Origin of the sequence: Mycobacterium sp. (assembly GCF_049281135.1) — a bacterium.
GTDB lineage: Bacteria > Actinomycetota > Actinomycetes > Mycobacteriales > Mycobacteriaceae > Mycobacterium.
Genome location: NZ_JBAPRN010000346.1, coordinates 1 through 4,386 on the forward strand (window position 1 = coordinate 1; position 4,386 = coordinate 4,386).

The 4,386-nt window shown below is 63.6% G+C and carries 3 protein-coding genes; 2 read left to right on the forward strand and 1 reads right to left on the reverse strand.

Annotated elements, in window-relative coordinates; translation table 11 throughout:
- Positions 1-874: NAD(P)-dependent alcohol dehydrogenase (locus WAN02_RS13925; protein ID WP_422264783.1), on the reverse strand; the 874-nt coding region annotated here is incomplete at its 3' end.
- Positions 875-1,407: 533 nt separating this feature from the next.
- Between WAN02_RS13925 and WAN02_RS13930 the strand changes: the two genes are divergently transcribed.
- Together WAN02_RS13930 and WAN02_RS13935 are read left to right on the forward strand one after the other, a co-directional pair.
- Complete coding sequence (locus WAN02_RS13930; protein WP_422264784.1) at positions 1,408-2,916, forward strand: HAD-IB family hydrolase; 1,509 nt, start codon at positions 1,408-1,410, stop codon at positions 2,914-2,916.
- Positions 2,913-4,386, forward strand: a 1,474-nt coding sequence (locus WAN02_RS13935; protein ID WP_422264785.1) for a 1-acyl-sn-glycerol-3-phosphate acyltransferase, incomplete at its 3' end; no start/stop codon positions are given. The genes WAN02_RS13930 and WAN02_RS13935, both read left to right, overlap by 4 nt.

The window sequence follows — 4,386 nt, forward strand, 5'->3', positions numbered from 1 at the left end:
CGGCCTGTGGGTCGGCAGGCACACCAATTAACCCGAGTATGCCGCGCATCCCAAGGGACGCAAGCAGCTGCTCTACGACGGATGTTACCGCGGTGGAGTCGACGGCGTAATCGGCCCCCGCGGGGGCGATTTCACGGATCTGGTCGGCCAGTGGACCGGCCTGCGGGTCGACGACGTGTGTGGCGCCGAGTTCGAGAGCGAGCGACCGCCTGCTCTCGTGTAGGTCGACCGCGATGATCGACGAGGCATCACGAACTGCGGCCGCCATGACGGCCGATAGCCCAACTGCTCCCGCACCGGCGACGATCACGGTCGTCCCGGGGCGTACGTCGATCGAGTTGAAGACTGCGCCGGCCCCGGTCTGGATGCCGCAGCCAAGCGGGCCGACGAGCTCGAGCGGAGCGCCCGGCGGGAGCTTGACCACGTTGCGCTCGTGAGCCAGCGCGTGCGTCGCCAGTGAGGACTGGCCGAAGAAGTTGGCTCCCAATTTCGTTCCGCCAGCTGCTAACCCCGACGAACCGTCGGGACGCACCCCGCTGAAGTTGTATTCCAGGAAATTATGGCAATACGCCGGCTCTCCCTTACTGCACCCCGGGCAGGCGGCGCAGCTATTGAAACTGATCGCGACGTGATCGCCAATAGCGACAGTCGTTACCTGCTCACCGACCGCCACCACGGTTCCGCTGCCCTCATGACCCAGCACGCCGGGTAACGGAAACGGTAGGTGCCCGTGCTGCACGGCGACGTCGGTGTGACAGATGCCGGCTCCGGCGATCTCTACCACGACTTCGTCGGGGGCTGGATCTTGAAGCTCCACTTCGGTAAGGGTGAACGGCGCACCGATCTCCTGAACCACAGCGGCTGAGATCTGCATCCGTGCCCCTTTACTTTCCGGCGGCGGTGGGTCCGAACTGGCTCCGTCCGCGATTAACACCCGAGCCAGTCGAAGTCGGATTCAACTGCGCTGATCCCGATGGAGCGAGTGTGGCCGAACTGGCGGAGCGGGCGCGTCACCACATCGGGCGGTTCTCTACCCCACAGAAGGGGTATTTCGCTCAAATACTCTTGGCGGCACGATTTTGACTCTTCATAGTGATATGGCCAGAGCCAAGGTGACTGTTGCAAGCTACCCGCCCCGATAGCGTGCCGGTGTGCCCGCCGTCCCAAACTCCAGGCATGCGGGCGCGGTGTCGGGGCCGGGTTTGCGGTCAACGGAGACCGCATTCCCGCAGCACGGCCGTCACCACGGCGACGCAGGGGAGGCGAAGTGAGAATCGCAGTAAGCCCACCAGCTGCGCCGGGACGAGAATCTGCGTCCGAGCCGAGGCAAGATGTGGATGCTCAGGGGGTGCGTCGAGGACAACGGGGTCCTCGAGGCAGCTCACGACGCCGGCAGCGTGATGTGAGATGACCAGCACTACGCCGCCGCTGATAACGGTCGACGAGCTCATCGAGCAGATCAAAATGGCGCCTGACGGTCCGAAAGTCGCCGCGTTCTTTGACTTTGACGGAACCCTGATTGACGGCTACTCGGCCGGCGCGCTTTACGCTCATCGCGCCCGCAATTTTGAACTCGGACCAGATGAGTTCGTGCGCACACTGCGTTCCGCACTCGGGGGGCTCCTCGACGAAGTCGCGTTCGAAGACCTACTGGTGCAAGGAATCCGTGGCTGGGTGGGCCGCACCGAAGACGACCTGATGGAACTCGGGGAGCAGCTCTTCACCCAAGAAATCGCCGGGTCGCTGTTTTACGGGGCGTGGCGATTGGTACGCGCCCACCAAAACCGCGGCCACACCGTTGTGATCGCCACATCGGCGACGCGGATGCAGGCGCAACCGATGGCCCGCGAGCTGGGTATCGAGCACGTATTGTGCACCGAGCTCGAAACCGAGCAAGGCGTGCTCACCGGGGAGCTGGCAGGTCGTACGCTGTGGGGTGATGGTAAGGCCGCTGCGGTCAAGGAATTCGCTAGACGGCAACGTATCTCATTGCGAAACTGCTACGGCTATGCCGATGGCGATGAGGACATCGCGATGCTCGACACCGTTGGATTCCCGCATCCGGTCAACCCGGCGCCGCTCCTGGCCGAACACGCCGCGGAGCACGGCTGGGATGTCGTGCGGTTCCGGGGCAAACGTGGCCGACTGCACCCCGTGGCGCTGGCCCGGACGACAGCGTTGTACGGCAGCTTCGCCGCGGCGGTGGGCGTCGGAGCGATCGTCGGAGTATTGACGAACGATAACCGCGGTGGTGTGGATCTAGCCACATCCCTGTTCGGCAGGGCCGCAGGCCAATTCGGCAATATCAAGATTGACGTCATCGGCCGGGAGCACACCACGCACCGGCCGGCCGTGTTCTTCATCAATCACCAGAGCGCGCTGATTGACGCGCTTGTCACCTCCAACGTCGTGCAGCGGGGGTTTACCGTTGTTGCGAAGGCAGAGGTGAAGCAGATACCCGTGTTAGGACCGCTACTCACTCTGGCCGACGTGGCATTCCTCGACCGCGCCGACACGTCGAAGGCCATCTCCGCGATGCAGCCGGCGATCGACAAGCTGAGCAAGGGCGTTTCAATCGCGATTTCGCCAGAAGGTACCCGGTCGCTGAGCCCGCGGGTCGGGGCTTTCAAAAAGGGGGGCTTTCACCTGGCTCGCGACGCCGGAGTTCCGATCGTTCCGATTGTGATCCGCAATGCCGGCGAAATCATGTGGCGCAATGCAAAAGTGGCTCAGGAAGGCACGATCGAAGTCGTTGTCCACGAGCCGCTTCCGACTGTCAACTGGACGAAAGCCGATCTCGATGAGTGGGTGCCGCGAATGCGCCAACTCTACGTCGACACCCTCGACGATTGGCCGGGCAGCCAGGTGGGCGAGCGCTGGTCGGAGATGATCGCGAAGGCGTCGGTGCGGAAATGACGGTGCTGGCGGATCGCCTCGCGCGGCTGCTACGCGCGAACAGGTCCGCAGCCACGCAGTCTCCGGATGAGGCCGATGCTCTACTCAGTTCCAACGAATTTTCCACAAGCACAGCAGAATTGGCGTCGCAGCTGGGTCGCGACGTGGCCGACGTGCGGGCTGAGGCGACTGCCTACGTGCGCGAGATGGCAGCAACCCATGTCCCGGGCGTCGTGCGGGCCTGGGAGACCTGGTCTTCATGGATGGTTCGTGGATTCCAAGTTGTCGTCGACGACGACGATCTTGCCAAATTGCGAGAACTCGACCGCGACCACGCCTTGATCTTCCTGATCTCGCACCGTTCGTACCTGGATCAGTTCTCGTTTCCGCCACGCCTTACGCGGGAAGGCATTTCGCCGACGTTCGGGCTGGCCGGCGCGAACCTTAACTTCTTTCCCCTGGGTGCGTTCGCGCGGCGCAACGGCTTCATCCCGGTGCGACGCTCGACGGGGGATGTGCCGGTATACCGATTGGCCCTGCGCGCGCTCGTTGGCCAGATGGTGGCCAGCGGTCGCAACCTCATTTGGTCAATCGAGGGCGGCCGGTCACGCACTGGCAAGTTACGGCCGCCGCGATACGGGTTGCTGCGTTATGTGACCGACGCGGTCGAGTCGGTCCGATCGGAGCGCACCCTCGCTGTACCGGTCTCCATCGTTTTCGACCAGTTGCCGCTGCATGAAGTAAAACTGATGACCGAAGAGTCGCGCGGACTTCCGAAGAAGCCCGAGAATGCGCGCTGGCTACTCAGCTACGCGCGCGGCCTGCGGCATCGCTTGGGACGCATATACATCAACTTCGGGTCGCCGGTCGCGCTGTATGAGCGAATGGCTCAGTTGCGTGCAGAGGACCTGAACGAGCGGCAGGTGGTCGAACGGATCGCGTTGGAAATCTGCCACCGGCTCAATCAAGCCACGCCCGTGACCGCGACGGCGGCGGTGTGCGTCGCGATGCTCGGCGCAGACCGCGCCCTGACCCTCGACGAAGTGTGCGCCACAGTCGCGCCGCTGGCTCGTTATTTGCACGACCGCGACTGGCCCGTCGCTGGGGGAGCCGATCTCACCGAGCGCGCCACGGTATCGCAGACGCTGCACGACTTGGTGGGCTCGGGTGTGCTGACCTCCTACTCCGAAGGGCCGGCAACAGTGTGGGGGATCGGCGCTGACCAGCATCTGATCGTTGCGGTCTACCGCAACAGCGCAATCCATGTCCTGGTGATGAGGGCGATCGCCGAGCTCGCTTTGTTGGCGATCGTGCGAACACCAGGAGCCACCAAGCGCACGGGTTGGGAGAGAGCCTTGGCCGTCCGCGAACTCCTCAAGTTCGACTTTTTCTTCGCCGGACGGGCGGAATTCGCCGATGAACTGTGGAATGAGTTCGCGATCATGACCGGCCGTAGCCACGACCCGGACGTAGCGATCGATACAGACGAGG

What these genes read in the sequence shown, in the direction of transcription:
- WAN02_RS13930 (WP_422264784.1), top strand. Translation starts at nt 1,408, where the DNA reads ATGACCAGCACTACGCCGCCGCTGATAACGGTCGACGAGCTCATCGAG.